Below are 17,679 nucleotides of genomic sequence, written 5' to 3'. Positions count from 1 at the left end.
GGCGGAGAATAAGTCATTGAAACAATTAATGTCTATATCGTTAAGCACAATGAGGCATAACTGTCAGCCTGTTTATACAGAATGTCTGCTTCCTGGATCTCCGCAGTCTGATTTCACTGATTACAGTGAACGTTGTGGTGAATTGAGACATCCCGGAAGAGACGTGAATAGGCGATGTGTGCCGTCGTCCCGTACCTTGCTGGAAAGAAGTTCAAAGCCGGGCCAGCGCCTGCCTGTTCAGCCCGTCACTCTATCCAGCCGAATATTGTGCGATTAGCAAGATGCTGATAGCCGGACTTAACCGCAGCCGCGGTTGAGCCGCCCCGACGGTAAACTGGCACCGGAATCCATTTTCATCCATAGCAATAAGCCAGCCCTGTATGGAATGTGAAGCCGAGGGCAGTTCAGCTATCACGGCCTGCGTTACCGCGCTTTAAATGACTCTTCAGGCCTGGTTCATGGGCGTTGTCAAAAATTCCGGTCGCTGTTCGGCCAGTAGTGTAAATCCGGCCCCTTCAGGATAGCGCGTACGATTCACCGTATCCGGCAGCATCAAATCTGTAAAACTCCAGGCTACTGCAATAGTAATACCGGCTACAGACAACATGTCTGGGTGACTTTCCCGCAGCCCGTTATCCAGCGTTTGCCAGGCGCCATGAAGTTGTTGAGTGACCCGATTCACCCAGGGCTGATGTTGTTTTTCTTCCGGCCTGACACGCTTTTCATACACAATCTGTACCGCTTTTTCGCAGGCTGCCAGGGCGAATCCGGTAAGATGCAGATCCCGTATTTGTTCCGCTTCAGACGCTGATGTGGGTGCAGGCGTATGACCGCAATATTTTTCAAGGTAATTAATGATCAGTGTTGAGTCGATCAGCACCTGATTATCATCTGTGATAAGCGTTGGGACTTTAACGGCTGGGTTAATTTGTGATAAGGCGTCAAAATTGCTGAATACCGAAAGCGGGCGATGTTCAAAATGAATACCCAATACCTTCATGTAAATAGCAACCCGTCTGACATAGGGTGAATCCAGCATTCCGATCAGGATCATGGCTCTACCTCATATTATGTTGATTAACAAAGTCAATTAACTGTGCGGCGACAGGCAAGGGAGCATCTTCCATTAGAAAGTGTCCGGCCTGCTCATAGATATGCAGTGTGGAAGAGACAATGTCGCGCTGCAAACGCTTTCCATACTTAACGGGTTGCTACTCATCTTCGGCGCCCCATAAAATCTGTACTGGCAGCCGGAGTTGCGGCAGTTTTTCTGCAAAGTCAGTGGTGTAACAGGCAGTAAAGTGTGCAACCTGATGCGGATAAAATGAAGGCTGGCACCACACCACAAAGCGGCGCGAGATAACTTTCCGGCCACGCTAAACCTGGTCTGTCACAAGAGTGGCAATGCTATGCGGAGGCTGAAAACTATGCCGGATCGACGCCGCCGGTCATATAAATCAGGCGATTGACTGACTGCTCTGGCCTGGAGCGGAAAGCAGAGTGCGGCACGTTTGTGAGAGGCGGAAGAACAGCGGCCCTGACGCCGAGAAGGCTCACTGTATCTTCCGCTTTTATTCGACTGCAACTCACCTCACCGCCTGTCAGGCAGCGGTATCGGTAAGTGACGCCCTGACGTGAGGCAGGCTCTGCGGGTAATTCTGCTGAATAAATTCAATCATTTTTTCCCGGACGTGACAGCGTAAATCAAAGGCTATCGGGGAATTTTGCGCGGTCATCAGCATCCTGATCGTCATGGTCTTCTCGGTGGTATCGGTCACCTGAAGCACCTGAGTTTCCCGATCCCAGAGTTTGGTTTCATTCAGCACTTTTTCAAAATGCTGTCGCAGCGGTTCTAACGGCATTGAATAATCAACGTAGAGGAAAACAGAGCCCAGAATCTGCGCATTATTGCGCGTCCAGTTCTGAAACGGATTTTCTGTAAAATAGGTGATGGGCAACACCAGTCGGCGCAAATCCCAGATTCGCACCACCACATAGGTCAGGTTGATCTCTTCAATCCAGCCCCATTCTTTTTCTACCACCACGGCGTCGTCAATTTTGATCGGCTGGGTAAAGGCGATCTGAATACCGGCAAACAGATTGACCAGCGACTTCTGCAGGGCAAAACCAATGATGATGCCGCTACGCCAGCACCGGCGAGGATAGTGGTACCGAATTTTCTCACGCCGGGAAAACTGAGCAGAATCAGAGAGAGGCAGAATAATACCAGTATGACAATGACCACTTTCTTTACATAAATAATCTGTGTGCGAATTTTACGCGCACGAAGGTTATTCGAAATATTGATGTCGTAGCGGATATATAGCATATCCTGCGCCACGTTCGTTAATCGAATTAATACTGAGCAAAACGATAATATTATAAAAACATTCACCGTATTGGTAATAAAAACCAGCAGATCCGGGTGAATGTCGATGTAATTAATCCCGACATTGACCATCAATAAGGGAATGAATAGGAACATCGAGCCACGAAGATGTTTTTCGAGGGATTTGAACAGTTTTCGATCACGACTCTGCCAGTAGCGAATAAACCTGAGAAGGATAAGGCGTGCAAGAAAACCCAGTACAAATGAGAGCGAGAAGAGTAATACAACAGGTACCCATGATGGCAAACCAGATAACTCATCAAATAGCAACGGCATTATTTTCCCTTATATTCAGCTAACAACCCTGAGTTGTCAGATAAGTGTCAAACATTCAGTAACCGTTGTCTTCACGGTTATCCGTTAAATGCGCAGCATTTATTATGAACCATAGCCGCAGGGTTAACCGAAATTGTTTTGGCTGAGGTGGTCCGCCCGGACATTGGCGCGGATGAACACCCTGAGCACTTCACGTGACGCTCAATGGATTAAATATCCGTGATGGCTTTCAACTGAGCCGTCTTCATCGCGCCCGCCAACAGGGCATCCAGGTGCAATAACATCACTCCTCATAAGGACTGTCTATGCGTGCTGCTATCGTTTCCCGTTTTGACATGCCGCCTTCATATGGCGATTTTCCTGAGCCGCAGGCCAGCGAAGGTGAAGTTGTGATACGTGTGCAGGCTGCGCCTATGAGCCCGATCGTTAAGCGTCTCGCTGCGGGCAGGTACTATACGCGTGCGGCTGAGTCAAAATTTGTTCAGGGCATTGATGGCGTGGGAATTAGCCTGGATGAACAACGAGTCTACCGCCTGTTTGCTCTATCACCGTTTGGTTCAATGGCTCCTCAGGTACTTATCTCAGTTTGTTCAGTCGTGCCGGTTCCGGACAGCGTGGGTGATGCACGGGCTGCAGCGGCGATAACTGCCGGACTTTCTTCCTGGGCTGCGCTTACACAGCGAGCCGGATACTCACGCAGGCCACGGCGAATCGGGGCTCACGGCTGGGGAACCGTGTCTGCGGTATATTCAGCTGGGCTCCGTTGCTGGCGAACAAATCTCTGTTTCTGCGTCGTCCCTTCGCAGCCCGGGCCTTGAAATTCTGGGTAGCGGCATCCGCAGCCTTTCCGTCCAGGCACTGGTGAATGGGGCGGGTGAGTTGCTGGCTGCCATTCCACTGAGCGGATTCGACACGCCGCTATGAACCTCTGCGCTTTCAGAGGTAAGCAGAATCTGGCATAAAGATACCGGCGAGGAAAGGCTGATTCTGATCCCGTGGAGATCTTTTCAAGACATTGTTTTATTCATCCAGGAAAAGATGTTCCGGACGATCAGCAACCAGACAGAAAAAAGCCACTCTACTAATCTTAGGGTGGTTTTATGGATGATAAATTACCCTGGCGGGTTAAGGAGCCAATCAGAATCGGTAGCCCGCACCTGCAGTGAATGTCTTCACCTGAGTATCAAAGAGTCGTGATCCCTCATAGCCCAGATCAATAAAAATATCTTTTACGGGTTCGATTTGTAGCCCCGCACCATAGGAGAACGCCGTATCGTGATCTTTGATCGTCTCTTTGTTACCTGCATAGCTAACATCAATTTTGTAGCCTGCCCGACCCACACCCACCATCGCATACGGTTTAACCCAGTCAGTGATCTGATAAGTGGCACCTATCATTAATGAGCCATATCCGAGAGTACCATCGGTTTTCACGCCGTCTTGCTGGTTTTTATCACTGTCACCGGTCAGCGTCACCGACGTGATTAAGCCCAGAGCAGAATCATCGGGCTGATAACCATACTTAATGTTACCTCCGTTAAGGTGATCCCCATCGCCGATATCAGAACGTGAATAACCTAATCCAAATGAATGCTGTGCAGCAAAAGACGGAGCAGCCATAGCAAATAAAGCGACAACCAGACATATATTACGCATTTAACGTTATCCTTTAAATCATTGATGATATTCAGAAAAATCTAAAAAGCGCCCTATTGCGAGGGCTGAGGTAAAGCGGTTGTCAGGGGGAACGAATTAAGTCCCTGGCTATACTCCTCAAATTAACGGGCTGTTCAGTAAGAGGCTTTTTAAGAATATTTCTGATTGGCCCGGTTGAAAGGCGCCTGAAAATAGCTCAGAAGTTGGTGTGGCTGAATGAACGAAATGATGTCCTGTCTGGCGGTAGTCGCCGAACGCGTTGTTGAATGCAGGGCAGAGGCAGGAGAACGAATTAACCAGAATCTCTGCCGGATGAGTTTTGCTAATGTCGTGAACAAACTGTTGTTGTAAAGTAGCATCCGCACCTTCAGCGGAGCAGTGTGTCTGGTATGAAATTTCTTTTGTTGTCCTATTCAGGATCTTTATTTCATCGGCGGCAGTAGCAGATGAGGAAATAGCCTTCATAATAGCAGCAGGGATAATTCTGACTGGCGTTATCATAGTGAATCCCTGCATTATTTTATTGGCTTTCAGTTGCGGTTAATATAATGATACTCACGTGTTTATTAATTGATCTGCCTGTAAATAATACGCAGTAAAAAAGGTTGTTTTAAGTATCGCTGTTTTATTGAATTCGTTATCGTTAAGTTAAAATCAGTCAGAATTAAAAAATACCCCTTAATGCATACCGGACAAAAAGGGGCTAATAAAGCTCTCAGAGTGACTTGCTTTGCAGCAATAATTAACATTGCGGATTATATGGGAGGGGATTTGATCGTATATTGATCTGTATCAATGATAGTCGTCATTGACAATAATAAGCACGAATTGAACTTTTAATTAAATTTTCTCTTGTTTATCAATAAATTATTAGGATATAAAAACTCTGGCGAGCTGTCTGATGTGACAACACCGGAACAGTGTAATTATGCAATGTTAAGATTATGCGGATGCTGTTTTTTACGTAAAATTATACTCTGACAGCCGGATTTTCTGTGTGTAACATCCGAACTGATTTATCTGAATGCAACGACAGGATGTTTTTTGCTAAAGGGATTGCTAAACTTTAGCAAAATTTTCGCCTGAAAAATGAGCAGTATTATAATGCAATAAGATGGCAGTGCGTCACAATGCGCACATCTCAATAATGTGCTGCTCCGGGAGTCAAATGCAGAGGTGACATCGTTCTTAGCCAGACTTATCAGCGGATCGCTTGTTTATTCTTCGATGACAGTGTGTCTGGCTCGCTAACATCATCAGGATTGTAATCACCCACCTTATTGACTTGTATAATTTTACGCAGCCGGGTGAAAGCCATTTCAATTTCTTTTTCATCCATATGCGCAAAACCCAGCAGTAGTCCGCGTATTGTCACCTTGTCCACAAAGTAACGCGATAATGGACGAACCAGTAATCCGGCATTATTGGCATCAAGAGCGATTTTGACATCATCACTCTCAACAGGAAGCTGCAGGATAAGATGCAGGCCGGCGTTACTATTGTACTGGCCTAAATAGTCGGGTCCCATGCCGCGGGTGATCAGATTTACCAGACACTGCCTGCGGCGGCTATAAAGCTGACGCATTTTTCGGATGTGTGCAGCGTAATAACCTTCGCGGATAAATTCGGCTAACGCCACCTGAATCTGAAGATGGCCGCCCCGATAGAGCTCACTGTGCATTTTTTTGAGCGGGGTCGATATCGCTTTTGGCAGGACCACATAGCCAAGCCGGAGAGCGGGGTAAAGAGTTTTGCTGAATGTACCGATATAAATGACCGGACTGTTTTCTTCCAGTCCCTGTAAGGCGGGAATAGGCTGGCCGGAAAAACGAAACTCGCTGTCATAGTCATCTTCAATAATCCAGCTGCCGCTATCACGGGCGAGGGAAAGAAGCCCTTGTCTGCGGCTCAGGCTCATCACTGAACCCAAAGGGTACTGATGCGAGGGAGTGACGAACATCAGCTTTGGCGTAACTTCGGTCGTTGCCGCCGGTATCAGCCCCTGTTCGTCTACCGGCATGGGTAAAATGCCCACGCCATTGATCCGAAGAATATTCTTTATTCCCCAGTATCCGGGCTCTTCAGTCCAGGCGGTATCACCTGGATTGCAAAGCGAACGCGTCACCAGGTCAAGCGCCTGATGAATGCCTTCCGTAATGAGAATCTGATCGGGCGTACAGCGAACGCCGCGAGCGGTTCGAAGATAGTCTGTCAGGGCCGCTTTGAGATCCTGCGCGCCGCCAGTCGAATCATAGGTCAGATGTTCCGGAAGAGGCTTTCGCGCCTGACGATCGTGGATTTTTTTCATTACCCGATGCGGAAAACTCACCACATCCGGTACACCAGGCAGAAAGGCTCCCCACTGTCGTGGACTGGCACTGGCATGTTGCAGAAGCACCCGGCACCGGTCAGACAGAAGTGAACGGTCTTCAGCAGGCGCCTCATCTGCGTTCAGCAGCGGTCGGGTATCGAGATTATCCAGCACGCTATGGGTGACAAACGTCCCATTGCCTCTCTGCGTTGAAATGTATCCTTCTGCCTGCAATTGCTCATAGACCCGAAGCACAGTATTGCGCGACAGCTCAAGTTCTTCTGCTAAATCGCGCGTCGGCGGCATGCGGGCTGAAGGGTTGAGATTCCCCGTGAGGATCGACTCTGTTATGGCGATATAAAGCCGCTTATGAAGTTTTCCTTCTTCACACTGGGAAAATGCCTGTCTGATCACATCTCCGGCAATTGAACGCATTTGGATCCTATAAATAAAACATTCTGGCTCTCGTTAAAGGTGCCAAACGCTGACAGATTATTCATCGTATTACAAACAAATTGAAATCGATGAGGCATCAACATGAGTAATAACAATCTCCAGCAGCGTCGTCTGAGTGCAACCCCGCGGGGTGTAGGCGTTATGTGTAATTTCTTTGCGATGTCGGCAGAAAACAGCACGCTGACAGACGTTGAAGGGAATAACTATATCGATTTTGCCGCGGGTATAGCGGTGCTGAATACCGGTCATCGCCATCCACGTCTGATTCAGGCGATGGAGCAGCAGTTGAAGGCGTTTACTCATACGGCGTATCAGATTGTGCCTTATGAGAGTTATGTTTCGCTGGCCGAAAAAATAAATGCAGCCGCGCCTATTGATGGCCCGCTTAAGACCGCCTTTTTTCAACCGGCGCTGAAGCAGTTGAAAACGCGATTAAGATTGCCCGCGCGCATACCGGACGGCCGGGCGTTATCGCCTTCGGCGGGGCTTTCCATGGCCGCACTTACATGACGATGGCGCTGACCGGAAAAGTGGCTCCGTACAAAAAAGGCTTTGGTCCCTTTCCGGGGTCGGTCTACCACGTCCCTTATCCCTCTCAGCTCCATAACATCTCAACGGCAGATACGCTGATCGCCATTGAGCGTCTGTTTAAAGCAGATATTGATGCAAGCCAGGTCGCCGCGATTATTTTCGAACCGGTACAGGGAGAAGGCGGATTTAATGTCGCCCCGCCGGAGCTTATCGCGGCTATTCGCCATCTCTGCGACGAACATGGCATTGTCATGATTGCCGATGAAGTGCAGAGCGGCTTTGCCCGCACCGGCAAACTGTTTGCCATGGATCATTATGCGCATCAGCCCGATCTGATGACGATGGCCAAGAGCCTGGCGGGGGGAATGCCGCTGTCGGGCGTAGTCGGTAAAGCCGACATTATGGACGCCCCCTCGCCTGGCGGACTGGGTGGAACCTATGCCGGTAACCCGATGGCAGTGGCGGCGGCACATGCTGTGCTCGACATTATTGAGGATGAAAAGCTTTGCCAGCGTGCGGATGCGCTGGGCGAACGCTTACGGATTGCCCTGCTGGATTGCAAAGAGTCGTGTTCGGAACTGGCGCAGGTTCGCGGTCTGGGCTCGATGATTGCGGCAGAGTTTTGTGATGCTAAGACCGGCGAACCCTCCGCAGCGACGGCACAGCGCATCCAGAAAAACGCGCTGGATCAGGGACTGCTTCTGCTGACCTGTGGGCAATATGGCAACGTAATCCGCTTCCTTTACCCATTAACTATTCCCGATGACCAGTTTGACGCAGCGCTGAACATTCTCCGATCGGTGATGAAACACTGATTCACTGAAGCACTGGCGTCACCCTCGCCGTAGTACTTAGCTCTCAGGAGCGCCGACGATAGGTCTTTATCGTCGGTTTTTTGTGCCCTAAAACTTACATAGTCTTATTCAGGAGGTTGCATGAAAACGCTGTCATTTTTAAGTGAGAATAAAGATTCTGCATGGAATATTTTTATTACTCAGGTGGAAAGGGTACTGCCTCATTTAGGCGAGCTGGAATACTGGGCTAACACATTGATGCGGCCTAAGCGGGCATTAATTGTGGATATTCCACTTGAAATGGACGATGGAAGCATCAGACATTTTGAAGGCTACCGGGTGCAGCACAACCTGTCCCGCGGACCGGGCAAGGGCGGCGTCAGATATCATCCGGATGTCACGCTTGAAGAGGTCATGGCACTGTCAGCATGGATGACCGTGAAATGTGCGGCGCTGAACCTGCCATTAGGCGCGAAAGGCGGAATCAGGGTCAATCCAGCGTCACTGACCAGCAAAGAGCTTGAGCGGCTGACGCGACGTTATACCAGTGAAATCGGGCTGATAATCGGTCCTCAGCAGGACATCCCGGCACCCGATGTCGGCACCAATGCACAGGTCATGGCATGGATGATGGACACCTATTCGATGAACGTTGGTGCGACCACCACTGGCGTGGTCACCGGCAAACCGGTTCATCTCGGTGGATCGCTGGGTCGCGTCAAGGCAACCGGAAGAGGCGTCTATGTTACCGGGCTAAGGGCAGCTGAACGACTGGGAATGGCCATCCACAATGCGCGTATTGGTGTTCAGGGTTTCGGTAACGTAGGGAGCGTTGCGGCACAATTATTTGCCCAAAAAGGGGCGAAAGTCATCGCCGTACAGGACCACTCCGCCACACTCGTCAATGAAGGCGGTATCGATGTGGATGCGCTGATTGCGTGGCAGCAGCAGCACGGTGAGATCCGCGGTTTTAACGGTGCCGGAGAGGCAGAAGAGGCGGCATTCTGGAAGCTCAGCTACGAAATTATTATTCCGGCGGCGTTAGAAGGGCAGATTACGGCTGCGCGAGCAGAAGAACTTACCTGCCAGTTGATTCTTGAGGGTGCTAATGGACCGACCGTATCCGTCCACTCGCGAATGATATAGCTGAACTTAAGAGAATGTATTCAGATCGAAGTTCTGCTGGCATTGGCAATGCGTTACTTACTTTTTTAGAAAGCTCGGCGAAGAGTATGGGTTATCACGCGCTGTGGCTTGAAACCCGGCGGGTCAATCGTCGGGCGGTTGAGTTTTATAGTAAAAATGGCTACTCAGTCATTGAGAATTACGGACCTTACAGCGGCCGGGACGAGGCGGTGTGTTTCGCAAAAAACCTGCAAGGCTGAGAGAGCGTTGACTTAACCCGCGTAGCGCGGCTGACGGCCTTAAATAACATCTCCTGGCATGACGCATACAGACTAAGCGCACCGTCAGGCTGCAACCCCTTGTCACCTCCAGCAGGGCAAAAAGCACGAACTACACATTTACAAATTTAAATGTGTAAATATAATGTCGCCACTTTCGACACTAAAGGATTTTTTGTTATGCCCTCTTTATTCGCTCCCCTGACGCTGGGTGACCTTCATCTCCGTAACCGCATTGCACTGCCGCCGCTGACACGTTGCCGCAGTGAGCAGCCCGGCAATATTCCTGGTGAGATGATGGTGGAATACTACCGCCAGCGTGCCGGTGCGGGTTTTATGATTACCGAAGGCACACAGATTGAACCCCGTGGTCAGGGATATGCCTGGACGCCAGGTATCCACAGCGAAGCACAGATCGCCGGCTGGAAAAAAGTGACTGAGGCAGTGCACCAGCAGGGCGGCACGATTTTTTGTCAACTCTGGCACGTCGGCCGGGTATCGCATAATGAACTGCAGCCAGGCAAGCAGGCGCCGGTCGCCCCTACAGCCGTTGCCGCAGATAACGTCAGAGTTTTTATCGAAACCGGACCCGGTGCCGGCAGGTTAACCGCGCCCAGTGCGCCGCGTGAACTGACCACTGCTGAAGTCAAAGAGCTGGTGGCGCTTTATCGGCGCGCCGCAGAAAACGCCAGGGAGGCGGGTTTTGATGGCGTCGAACTGCATTCAGCCAATGGCTATCTGATTAACCAGTTTATTTCCGAACACACTAACTTCCGTACAGATGAATATGGCGGTTCACTTGAAAATCGGCTGCGTTTCCTGCGCGAAGTCACCGGGGCGGTCAGTGCGGTATTTGGTAGTCACCGGGTAGGTGTCAGGTTTGCTCCGCTGTTTTCAAGCACCGATGAAGAGCGCGTCTACCTTGGGCTGGTAGAAAGTGACCCTCATGCGACATACCTGCGCGCCGCGCAGCTACTGAATGAGCTGGAAGTCGGCTATCTTTCCATTGCCGAAGCCGACTGGGATAACAGTCCGGATCTGCCTGAAGATTTCCGCATCGCGCTGCGCAAAACTTTCCGCTCGCCGATTATGTACTCTGGCCGCTATACGCAGGAAAAAGCGCAGCGGATGCTGGAAAAAGGCTGGGGCGACCTGTTTGGTTTTGGCCGTACCTTTATCGCCAATCCTGATCTGCCTGCGCGATTGAAAGCGGGTCATCCGCTTAACAGCGTGGATCACGCCTCCCTGTATGGTGGCAGTGAGAAAGGATATACTGACTATCCGGTCTATCCATCCTGATGTTTTGCGAGGCGGCATGTCACCCGAAAATGCCCTGAAATTACTCTCCAACCCGACACGGGTGGCAGTACTTAAATGGCTGAAAAATCCTGACGAAGCGTTTGCGGGTTATTCTCAGCTCTATCCCTTCGATCAGTATGGCGTCTGTGCCAGTCTCATCCAGGACAAGGCGGGCTTATCACAGCCCGCCACGTCGTTATGCCTTAAAGCGCTGCAAAACGCAGGTCTGGTGGAAGCCAGCAAAGTGGGTAAATGGACCTATTATCGTCGAGCCGAGCAGCGTATTCATGAAGTCACTGCTGCGGTGACACAATCGCTGCAGCAACTTTTATAATTTCCTTTCATCAGGTTGATCTTTTGTGATTCCAGTCCAACGGATTGGCGAGGCTGGCTTTCGGCGCAGCGAGTTTAGTAACCGGCGCGGTGGCTGGCTGAACAGGGAGCGCGCTTTAGGGGTTGCCTGATATTTTAATTTTTCCGGGCTTATTGCTGAAAAATAAGTCCGGAAACGGAAAGATTTTTATTTCCGGACTAAACATGCAGCCTGATACGCTGAAATGTTATCGCCTCATCGGGTTGCCCAAAAATCCTTCTGCAACTTAAGCGTCTCTTCTTCAACTTCCTCTACCGGGCCTGTCAGTACAATGTTTTTCTGCCCATGTTCAAAAACATATGACGCAGGGATATGCATGGTCGGGTTTTCATTGTGGTTACCGGTACACTCAAGCAGACGCGCTTCGCTCATTCCGTAAACGACCCGGCCAATATTGGCCCAGTAAATCGTCCCGGCGCACATACAACATGGCTCTACCGCGGTGTAAAGCGTACAATTCCAGAGATATTCAGCAGAAAAATTGCTTGCCGCTATTCGCGCCAGTGTCGATTCAGCATGATTAACGCTATCGATATTACATTGGGTCAACAGCACCGTCTCCTTATCAGGGGCCACCAGCACCGCACCGAAAGGATGATTACCTAAAGCGATAGCGCGTTTCCCGACCTCATTCGACATTTTCAGGAATTTAATATCCGTTGTGTTATTCATATTTTTCTCCTTTTCGGGCGTTCAGTAAGGCATTAAGTAAAACAGCGGTGAACCCGCCCATAAAAATACCGCTGTCAAAAATTAATCTTAACGATGACGGAAGCGAATTAAACAAAGCAGGGAAAGCCATTGGGATAACACCGACGCCTATCGATACGGCAACAATCAGCATATTATTATCATTTTCAAAACTGACCTCTTTGAGTTGCTGGATGCCAGCCGCCAGCGTCATGCCAAACATCAGAATGCCCACACCGCCCAGTACGGGACGAGGAATAGCTGACACAATCGCACCCAGTTTAGGGAACAGGCCAAGCAACACCAGTATCACACCTGCAGCAGCCAGGACTGATCGACTGGTAATGCGCGTGAGCATGATCAGCCCGGCATTTTGAGAAAAGGCATTGTAGGGAAAACTGTTGAGACAACCGCCGACCATCGTTGAAAGACCGTCTGCACGAATCGTATCGGAAAGGCGTTGTGGGGTTGTCGGACGACCTATCAGCTTATCTATCAGCAAAACATTACCGGTTGTTTCTGTCATGACGATGATCATCGCCAGACAGGATATAAAAACAGGAACGGGTGAAAACACTGGCAGGCCAAAAGAGAAGGGCATACTGATACCGATCCATGCAGCATGACTGACGACGGAGAAATCGGTTAATCCTGCGGTAAAAGCGATCAGGGTGCCCGCCCCCATACCCGCCAGGATAGCGAAATTTCTGATGATGCCGCGCGTCTTGCAGTAGAAGATCAGCGTGATCACCAGAGTAGCCAGACCAAGTAATAAATGAGAGGGACTGGCAAAGTCAGGGGCGTCAGGATTTCCGCCGCCAATCCAGATTGCCGCTGCAGGCATCAAAGTAATGCCAATGATGGTAATCACACAGCCAATCACAATGGGCGGGAAAAAGCGGACCAGGCGGCTAAACAGCGGGGCGATAAGCACAGTAAACAACCCACACGCGATAGCCGAACCAAAAACCGTCGTAATCCCATACTGCTGGCCGATCATCGCCATCGGTGCCAGCACGATGAAAGAGCATCCCTGGATTAACGGCAATCTTCCGCCAAAGCGACTAATACCGACAGACTGAAGCAGGGTAGCAAGTCCGGATGTCAGCAGGCAGGCGTTAACCAGCGTAACCGTCTGAGCGCCGTTTAAGCCCATTACTGACGCAAGGATTAAAGGTACCGTGACCGTACCTGCGTACATAACCAGTACATGCTGGAAGCCCAGCGACGCTATGCGCCCGGGACTCAGCGAGCTTTGAGGTGTCTTTGCTGCAATCAACGTTTCCATAAGCATCCCCGTCATAATTTTAAAAAGAGAACTCACTCTATATGTAAAAAAATGATAAAAGTGAGTGAGCTGTTTTCAGAAAAATTGAAAGCTGAGAGGTAATTTGAAATATTCATTGGAACAACTTATGACGTTTGAACAGGTTGCCAAATCGGGGTCCTTCTCTGCTGCTGCGCGTGATTTGAAGAAATCCCAGTCTTCCGTGAACATGGCGATGAGTAATCTGGAAATTGAACTCAACGTTGCTCTTTTTGAGCGAACGCCAAGGCAGGTAAGGCTTACGCCAGAAGGGGAAGTGCTGCGGGAATATGTCAAAACGATACTGGAAAGATGTCATGCTTTTGATCAACGCGTAACCGCGTTTAACCAGCAGATTGAGAGCCACGTCAGCCTGGCCATCGAGCTTCCCTACATCACTATTGCGCCGGTGCTATATGAATTCTCTATGACCTTTCCTGAGGTCGATATCCATATTAAGGAACCGTTTCGTGGCGACGTGGCAGCCATGGTGAAAAGCGGTGAGGTGGATCTGGGTATTACCCTTTCTCATTCTGTTGAGAGTGAGACCATTCAGTTCACCCAACTAGGTAAGGTGGTGATGGTCCATGTCGTCAATGTTGATCATCCTCTTGCTCAACAAATCCCGGTCTCCTTTGCCGATCTCCACAACTGGCGACACATTACTTTTGGCTCACAGGATAAAAAGATCGCGACGACAGAATATTTAGGCAGCCCAATGCTGTGGCGAGTGGAGAGCTACAGTGCCATGCTCGATGCGGCACTTGCTGGTCTGGGATGGGCTTCGTTACCCCGCGAATTTGTTAATCGTGAACTGCAAGACGGCAAGCTGGTTGAATTACGGCAGCAGGAATATCCGCACACAGACTGGATTGTCGCGGTGGATCTGCTGTGGTCAAAACAGGCCAAAGCCGGAAAAGCACAAATCTGGCTTCGCGATCGACTGGTGAAGCATAAGATTTTTGAGCAGGATAATGCGGGGAACAGGACTACGCTGTAGTTCTGCTATTCTCCTTCGCCATAATTAACGCAGTACGGATTTAGCCACCTCTGTTTCAAACACCCGGCGGACGGTAACCGGCATTTAAAATCTGCCCGGATTAAGGCTGATCTCCTGACCGGCCATTAATATTTGCTTTCAGATTTATTATTTTTTTACCGTAACGGTAAGACGCATTCATCCGATGAGAGGCGCGTATGGGTGAGCGTCAAGCCGCCATTCCGACCCTCGTCGTTAATTTCGCGCTCCGTTTATCATTGCACTGTATTCACATTTCCTGCCTTCCCGCAGCGGGGGAAATAGCGCCACCGACTGTCAGGAATCGTTGATCCACTATACTGATCGATGAAGGTGCTATTTATATTCGAGGCTGTTCACGGTTAATGACTTAATTCCGTCCTTAACTCTGGCTATCAGGAGAACAAAATGCAAAAGAGTCAAATGATGAAAGGGCTGTTAGCCGCATCGGTATTAGCAGCAATGTTCAGTACAGTCGGTGTGCAAGCTCAGACCACGTCCAGCGCCGCGCAGAATGGCGCTGCATTGCAGGGGGAATCAAGCGCTAAGCTCAGCGCAGGTGATGAAAAAGCGGTGAAGGACATGGCGCAGGCCAATATTAATGAAATTGCCGCCGCCAAAGTCGCACTGAGTAAGGCTCAAAGCAGCAAAGTTAAAGCCTTTGCGCAGCAGATGGTCAGAGACCACGGCGATGCCCTGATCAAAGTCCAGACGGTCGCTAAGCAAAAAGGCGTAGCATTGCCAACTGAGCCGGATGCCAAACACGCGGCCATGGCTGCTAAGCTGGAAAAACAGAGCGGTGACGCTTTTGACAAAATGTACATGGAAAACGCCGGCACCATGGACCACAAGATGGTGCTGTCGAAGTTGCAGAAAGATGCCAGTACAATCAAGGACCCGGATGTGAAGGCGCTGGCCGACGCGCACACACCTGTGGTTGAACAGCATCTTAAGGCCGCTCAACAGATGGCGATGTAACCATTATGCCAGCAATAAATGAGTAAACCGGTTGTCTGGTGGGCAGTGTAACCTGCGAGCCGGACAACCGTTGTCCCCGAATGCAGAAAGGCACCGCGTAAGGGCGATGACTGGAGAGCGGGACAGGTAATATCACGCTGGCGACCGCAGCTCACATGATGCAGTCGCCAGCGGAGAGTGACGTCAGGGGCTGAAAGCCCGGATTGGCCTGAAACTCTCGCTCCGACAGGATAAATGGCGCAGCCGGTGTTAAGGATCGCTTTTAGCACAGCGCTATCTGAGACCGACTTGCGTTCGGCTATGCGCAAAACGTTGAGGTTGAATAGTCAGCTAAACCTTGCCGAACACGTCAATAAAGTGTGGTAAATCGGCGGCGCAAAATAATGTTCAGGCCTGATATCACCTGCGGATTTATGATGAAACAATATTGCCGTTCGCGTATAAATCATGTCGTGACAGGAATTAATTTTAAACAGGCTAAGCAGAGTTGCTATTTATCCATGTAAATCCTATCCTATACGACAACTTTTAATCTCATTTTCCAGTAAAATAGCAACAGCAAGCCAGATTAAATGTGTGAGTGTAAATAGCCGATCAATCCACCGTTAATTAAAACGCTTTACTACCTATTTATTAATAAAACGTGCAGGATGCCCTTTATTCATTTTTCCTGGAATTCAGGTAAGGCCTCCCGTTACTTCTGCGTGCGTCCCTTTCCTCAACCTCAGCGAGGCTGACATCATAGGCTTCCTGCGCTTTTTCAATATCATCAAGATGATTAATCGCCCAGTCATACATGGCGTTAAAGGGTTTTTGCAAAGAGCGGCCGAGTTCGGTGATTGTGTATTCAACGGCAACCGGAGAAGTGGCCAAAACGGTGCGCTTAATCAATCCGTTACGTTCCATTTTGCGTAAGGCCTGGGTAAGGGCTTTGTGGGTGATACCTTCCATGCTGCGCTTCATCTGGTTGAAGCGTAGTGTATTTTCATTAAGTAAAGTCAGTATCATGACGCTCCATTTGTTTGCGACCTGATCGAAAAATACACGGGCGGCGCAGTCTGCAAAGAAAACGGGATCAACAGTATTTGTCATTTAAGTATCCTTCAGTATATCTACTCGCTTCAAAGTGCGTAATTGACCTTAGCTGAATGTTATATACCATGCGATTGACGTTGGGATAAATATCTCACCTGCGACCGCATCGTCTGCTAAATAAAACGGCGGGACAACGTTTAGCGTGCACTAAGGAACCCTCATGAAAGAAAAAAACTTCTCTCTGTCCAGACGTAACCTGCTGGCTTTTGCCAGCGCGACCGTTGTTTCGGCGGCGGTTAAAGCCAGTCCCGCTGGCTATGCGCCAAAGGTGTCGTCAACGGCCCGACTTTTCTATACGGAAAAAGGAAAAGGAGAAAATATAATGGTATTACACGGCTGGACGTGTGATTCACATGACTGGAGCTGGCAATTACCCGTGCTTGAAAGCAAATACCGTACGGTAGCGGTAGATTTACGCGGGCATGGGCGATCGGAGGTCAAGCCATCAGGGCATTATACCCCGGCTGACTATGTTGCTGATATTGAGGCATTGATTCTGTCACGCTATCCCGGCCAGAAATTTATTCTGATTGGTCACTCCATGGGCGGCCAGATTGCCGCGCGGCTTGCGGAAAAAAGGCCCGATTTAATAAGTGCAGTCGTCTCGGTAGACGGTTCGATGGGATTCCCGAATGAACAGGCGGCCGTTTTTCAGAAAGCCACTGATGATCTGCATAAAGGCGATCCTTATGTAACCGGTCCGGCGCTATTTGAGCTTTTTTACGATAAAAATACCCAGCCAGCTTTTAAACGCTGGCATGCAAGACGCCTTCAGGGTGTGCCGCTGCATGTGGTACGGGAATCATTCGGCCCACTGTTTCTGGGCGCGGGACAAGTCGGAGTGGGCAAAGCGAGTGAAGACTTTTGTCGTCGCTTAACGGTTCCTGTTTATCACCTTTGTCGTGATGCCACTCAGGCTGAGAATATGCGTCAATGGTTTTCAAACCCGAAGTCAAAAACAGATTACTGGACGCAGACGGGGCACTGGATTATGCAGGACCGCAGCGAGGACGTGAACAACGCTGTGACGGCATGGATCGATGGGCTTTAATGTCGATAGCAGCAGAATCGGCACTTTTGGCTTGCGGTATGACTCTTTTCGGC

At 49.8% G+C, this 17,679-nt stretch carries 11 protein-coding genes and 5 pseudogenes; 8 read left to right on the top strand and 8 right to left on the bottom strand.

Annotated elements, in window-relative coordinates; all coding sequences use genetic code 11:
• Nucleotides 1-445: 445 nt before the first annotated feature.
• From HA41_RS00090 to pdxR, 5 genes and pseudogenes are all read right to left on the bottom strand, one after another.
• On the bottom strand, nucleotides 446-1,054 hold the full coding sequence (locus HA41_RS00090; protein WP_094119029.1) for a glutathione S-transferase: 609 nt from the start codon (nucleotides 1,052-1,054) through the stop codon (nucleotides 446-448).
• A gap of 547 nt (nucleotides 1,055-1,601) precedes the next feature.
• Nucleotides 1,602-2,665: pseudogene (locus HA41_RS00080) on the bottom strand (mechanosensitive ion channel family protein).
• A 1,137-nt stretch (nucleotides 2,666-3,802) separates the two neighbouring features.
• Nucleotides 3,803-4,321: an Ail/Lom family outer membrane beta-barrel protein gene (locus HA41_RS00070; protein ID WP_094119028.1), complete on the bottom strand. Its 519-nt coding sequence runs from the start codon at nucleotides 4,319-4,321 to the stop codon at nucleotides 3,803-3,805.
• A gap of 117 nt (nucleotides 4,322-4,438) precedes the next feature.
• On the bottom strand, nucleotides 4,439-4,822 hold the full coding sequence (locus HA41_RS00065) for a hypothetical protein (protein ID WP_094119027.1): 384 nt from the start codon (nucleotides 4,820-4,822) through the stop codon (nucleotides 4,439-4,441).
• 778 nt (nucleotides 4,823-5,600) lie between these two features.
• Nucleotides 5,601-7,067, bottom strand: a pseudogene (gene pdxR / locus HA41_RS00060) (MocR-like pyridoxine biosynthesis transcription factor PdxR); the annotation flags it as partial.
• Nucleotides 7,068-7,169: 102 nt separating this feature from the next.
• Here pdxR and puuE point away from each other — a divergent pair.
• The 5 genes and pseudogenes from puuE to HA41_RS00035 all read left to right on the top strand — a co-directional run bounded on the left by puuE (nucleotide 7,170) and on the right by HA41_RS00035 (nucleotide 11,449).
• Nucleotides 7,170-8,434 (top strand): annotated as a pseudogene (gene puuE / locus HA41_RS00055) (4-aminobutyrate transaminase).
• Between the two features lie 120 nt (nucleotides 8,435-8,554).
• Nucleotides 8,555-9,532 (top strand): annotated as a pseudogene (locus tag HA41_RS00050) (Glu/Leu/Phe/Val family dehydrogenase); the annotation flags it as partial.
• Nucleotides 9,533-9,534: 2 nt separating this feature from the next.
• Nucleotides 9,535-9,798 (top strand): annotated as a pseudogene (locus HA41_RS00045) (GNAT family N-acetyltransferase); the annotation flags it as partial.
• A 198-nt stretch (nucleotides 9,799-9,996) separates the two neighbouring features.
• Entirely contained in the window at nucleotides 9,997-11,115 is a 1,119-nt protein-coding gene (locus HA41_RS00040; RefSeq protein ID WP_094119023.1) for an alkene reductase, read from the top strand.
• A 16-nt stretch (nucleotides 11,116-11,131) separates the two neighbouring features.
• Nucleotides 11,132-11,449, top strand: a complete 318-nt coding sequence (locus HA41_RS00035) for an ArsR/SmtB family transcription factor (protein WP_094119022.1) — start codon at nucleotides 11,132-11,134, stop codon at nucleotides 11,447-11,449.
• 234 nt (nucleotides 11,450-11,683) lie between these two features.
• Here the strand turns inward: HA41_RS00035 and HA41_RS00030 are convergent, their stop codons facing one another.
• Together HA41_RS00030 and HA41_RS00025 are read right to left on the bottom strand one after the other, a co-directional pair.
• Nucleotides 11,684-12,160 (bottom strand): nucleoside deaminase, encoded by a 477-nt coding sequence (locus HA41_RS00030; RefSeq protein WP_094119021.1) that lies wholly within the window; start codon nucleotides 12,158-12,160, stop codon nucleotides 11,684-11,686.
• Nucleotides 12,153-13,466 (bottom strand): nucleobase:cation symporter-2 family protein, encoded by a 1,314-nt coding sequence (locus HA41_RS00025; protein ID WP_094119020.1) that lies wholly within the window; start codon nucleotides 13,464-13,466, stop codon nucleotides 12,153-12,155. The genes HA41_RS00030 and HA41_RS00025 overlap by 8 nt, the downstream gene beginning before the upstream one ends.
• Nucleotides 13,467-13,593: 127 nt before the next feature.
• Between HA41_RS00025 and HA41_RS00020 the strand changes: the two genes are divergently transcribed.
• A complete protein-coding gene (locus tag HA41_RS00020; RefSeq protein WP_244175073.1) occupies nucleotides 13,594-14,484 on the top strand; it encodes a LysR family transcriptional regulator in 891 nt (296 codons plus the stop codon).
• A gap of 426 nt (nucleotides 14,485-14,910) precedes the next feature.
• On the top strand, nucleotides 14,911-15,480 hold the full coding sequence (locus tag HA41_RS00015; protein WP_094119018.1) for a DUF4142 domain-containing protein: 570 nt from the start codon (nucleotides 14,911-14,913) through the stop codon (nucleotides 15,478-15,480).
• A gap of 657 nt (nucleotides 15,481-16,137) precedes the next feature.
• Here the strand turns inward: HA41_RS00015 and HA41_RS00010 are convergent.
• On the bottom strand, nucleotides 16,138-16,572 hold the full coding sequence (locus tag HA41_RS00010; protein WP_094119017.1) for a winged helix-turn-helix transcriptional regulator: 435 nt from the start codon (nucleotides 16,570-16,572) through the stop codon (nucleotides 16,138-16,140).
• Nucleotides 16,573-16,735: 163 nt separating this feature from the next.
• Between HA41_RS00010 and HA41_RS00005 the strand changes: the two genes are divergently transcribed.
• Nucleotides 16,736-17,626 (top strand): alpha/beta fold hydrolase, encoded by an 891-nt coding sequence (locus HA41_RS00005; RefSeq protein WP_094119016.1) that lies wholly within the window; start codon nucleotides 16,736-16,738, stop codon nucleotides 17,624-17,626.
• Nucleotides 17,627-17,679 lie beyond the last annotated feature (53 nt).

Origin of the sequence: Pantoea conspicua (genome assembly GCF_002095315.1) — a bacterium.
GTDB classification, from domain to species: domain Bacteria; phylum Pseudomonadota; class Gammaproteobacteria; order Enterobacterales; family Enterobacteriaceae; genus Pantoea; species Pantoea conspicua.
The sequence above is the reverse complement of the archived record's forward strand: the minus strand, read 5'-3'. Positions and strand labels throughout refer to the sequence as shown.

Excerpts from the sequence above, each read along its gene's own strand:
- HA41_RS00090 (WP_094119029.1), bottom strand. The coding sequence starts at position 1,054 with ATGATCCTGATCGGAATGCTGGATTCACCCTATGTCAGACGGGTTGCT.
- HA41_RS00070 (WP_094119028.1), bottom strand. The coding sequence starts at position 4,321 with ATGCGTAATATATGTCTGGTTGTCGCTTTATTTGCTATGGCTGCTCCG.
- HA41_RS00065 (WP_094119027.1), bottom strand. The coding sequence starts at position 4,822 with ATGATAACGCCAGTCAGAATTATCCCTGCTGCTATTATGAAGGCTATT.
- HA41_RS00040 (WP_094119023.1), top strand. The coding sequence starts at position 9,997 with ATGCCCTCTTTATTCGCTCCCCTGACGCTGGGTGACCTTCATCTCCGT.
- HA41_RS00035 (WP_094119022.1), top strand. The coding sequence starts at position 11,132 with ATGTCACCCGAAAATGCCCTGAAATTACTCTCCAACCCGACACGGGTG.
- HA41_RS00030 (WP_094119021.1), bottom strand. The coding sequence starts at position 12,160 with ATGAATAACACAACGGATATTAAATTCCTGAAAATGTCGAATGAGGTC.
- HA41_RS00025 (WP_094119020.1), bottom strand. The coding sequence starts at position 13,466 with ATGGAAACGTTGATTGCAGCAAAGACACCTCAAAGCTCGCTGAGTCCC.
- HA41_RS00020 (WP_244175073.1), top strand. The coding sequence starts at position 13,594 with ATGACGTTTGAACAGGTTGCCAAATCGGGGTCCTTCTCTGCTGCTGCG.
- HA41_RS00015 (WP_094119018.1), top strand. The coding sequence starts at position 14,911 with ATGCAAAAGAGTCAAATGATGAAAGGGCTGTTAGCCGCATCGGTATTA.
- HA41_RS00010 (WP_094119017.1), bottom strand. The coding sequence starts at position 16,572 with ATGACAAATACTGTTGATCCCGTTTTCTTTGCAGACTGCGCCGCCCGT.
- HA41_RS00005 (WP_094119016.1), top strand. The coding sequence starts at position 16,736 with ATGAAAGAAAAAAACTTCTCTCTGTCCAGACGTAACCTGCTGGCTTTT.